This is a genomic window from Streptomyces kebangsaanensis, assembly GCF_001906585.1.
Classification (GTDB): Bacteria; Actinomycetota; Actinomycetes; order Streptomycetales; family Streptomycetaceae; genus Streptomyces; species Streptomyces kebangsaanensis.
This window is the reverse complement of sequence record NZ_JUJA01000036.1, coordinates 1-1,943: the sequence shown is the minus strand read 5'-3', so window position 1 is coordinate 1,943 and position 1,943 is coordinate 1. Positions and strand designations below refer to the sequence as shown.

The 1,943-nt window shown below is 70.7% G+C and carries 2 protein-coding genes and 1 pseudogene; all 3 read left to right on the top strand.

What is annotated here, in order from left to right:
* A pseudogene (locus RH94_RS42385) lies at positions 1 to 223 on the top strand (transcriptional regulator); the annotation flags it as partial.
* 178 nt (positions 224 to 401) lie between these two features.
* A complete protein-coding gene (locus RH94_RS04545) occupies positions 402 to 962 on the top strand; it encodes a DoxX family protein (RefSeq protein ID WP_079188893.1) in 561 nt (186 codons plus the stop codon).
* Between the two features lie 344 nt (positions 963 to 1,306).
* Entirely contained in the window at positions 1,307 to 1,891 is a 585-nt protein-coding gene (locus tag RH94_RS04540; RefSeq protein WP_073946361.1) for a TMEM165/GDT1 family protein, read from the top strand.
* Positions 1,892 to 1,943 lie beyond the last annotated feature (52 nt).

Below are 1,943 nucleotides of genomic sequence, written 5' to 3'. Positions count from 1 at the left end.
GACCCCCACCCGGCTCCGGCTGCGCAACTGCCCCTTCCACCCACTGGCCGCGAAGGCCCCCGACCTGGTGTGCGGCATGAACCAGGCCCTCCTCAGCGGCTTCCTCAACGGCCTCCGGGTCAGCGGAGTCCAAGCCGTCCTGGCCCCCGAGCCCGGAGAGTGCTGCGTCCGGCTCGAGCCCAGCGACACCGATCACGATGACCAGATGACCCAGGACCACTGACGCGGCGCCGGCCGCCTGCCCCGCGGGCCACCGTCCGGCACACACGGCACTGCCCGCAGCGGAAGAATGTGTCCGGGCGCGCTCTGCGGCGCTGCGTGGGACCCGTCCCTCACCGGTTGCTCGGCATCCGTCCGAGCTGGGGAAATACCCGTTCCGGCATTCCAACCGGAGCATTGCCATGCTGACCAAGCGCATCCTGAACCTCTCTGCTTCTTCCACGAAACCGGTGGCGCATCCCGCCACCGCCACGCCGATGGCGACCGCCGCCGACTGCGGTCTGCTGCTCATCAGGCTGACCTTCGGACTGCTGATGGCCGCACACGGTGCCCAGAAAGTCTTCGGGCTCTTCGGGGGCGGTGGTCTGACGGCGACCGGCAAGGCGTTCTCGGCGCTGGGCTATCACCCGGGAAAGCTGTTCGCCGTCATCGGGGGCCTGTCCGAGCTGCTCGGAGGCCTCGGTCTGGCCCTCGGCCTGCTGACACCGCTCGCGGCCGCTGTCCTGATCGGCATGATGATCAATGCCATGGCCACCGTCACCGGCGCCCACGGCCTGTGGGAGACGGACGGCGGCGTGGAGTACAGCGTGTGCATCGCCGTCGTCGCCCTGGCCGTCGCTGCCATCGGTCCGGGCCGGCTGGCATTCGACCGTTTCTTCCGCTGGGGTACCGGCGGCTGGGGAGAGGCTGCCCTCGCCCTGGGCCTGGGCGGCACCGCCGCTGCGATCACGCTCAGCCTCTAGACCAGGAGCAGCCGGCCCACCAGGTGAGCCGACGCCTGCTGCGCGGGGACCCCTTCTTCGGTACGGGGTTCCCGAGTCTTGGGGGCGTCGCGGATCACCGTGTATGCTCGGCGGCTGCGAAGGGGAGTAGTCCCGCAATACCGCTGGTCGACACGCTGGACAGGGCACTGTCCCGGCCACCGGGCCCCGGCAGCTGCCGTGGCGGACGAGACCTTCGGCCAACGCATGACCTGCGCCCGCACCGACCGTGCGGGCGGCTCCGTCGTGCCGGGCCGAGAAGGTTCCCCGTCGCCCGCCTGGGTGCCGTACGAGCCCGCGGCCCGGCCCCAGCAGAAAGCACTTCGATGACCTTCGACCCCCTGGCGATCATCACCGCCTTCGGGCTGATCTTCCTCGCCGAACTCCCCGACAAGACGATGTTCGCCTCACTGGCCATGGGCACCCGCATGCGGCCCCTGTACGTGTGGTTCGGCACCTCCACCGCGTTCATCGTCCACGTCGCCATCGCCGTCGGCGCCGGCAGTCTCCTCGGCCTGCTGCCCGACCTGGCCGTCAAACTCGTCTCGGCCGCCCTGTTCGCCTTCGGCGCCTTCGTTCTCCTGCGCAGCGGAAGCGACGACGAGGACGACGAGGCAGGCACCAGGACCGTCACCGGCTTCTGGCCCGTCTGCACCACCGCGTTCATGGCCGTCTTCATCAGCGAATGGGGCGACCTCACCCAGATCACCACCGCCAACCTCGCCGCCACCAACGGCTGGCTCCCCACCGCCATCGGCTCCGCCGCCGCCCTGATGTCCGTCTCCGCCCTCGCCCTCCTCGTCGGCCGGTTCATCGCCAAGCGCGTGCCCCTGAAGACCGTGCAGCGCATCGGCGGTGCCTGCATGGCCGCCCTGGCCGCCTGGACCCTCGTCGAAGCCTTCGCCGGCTGACCCGGCCGACCGGCGACCGACCAGGACACGCGGTGCGGCCCCGACGGCGGAC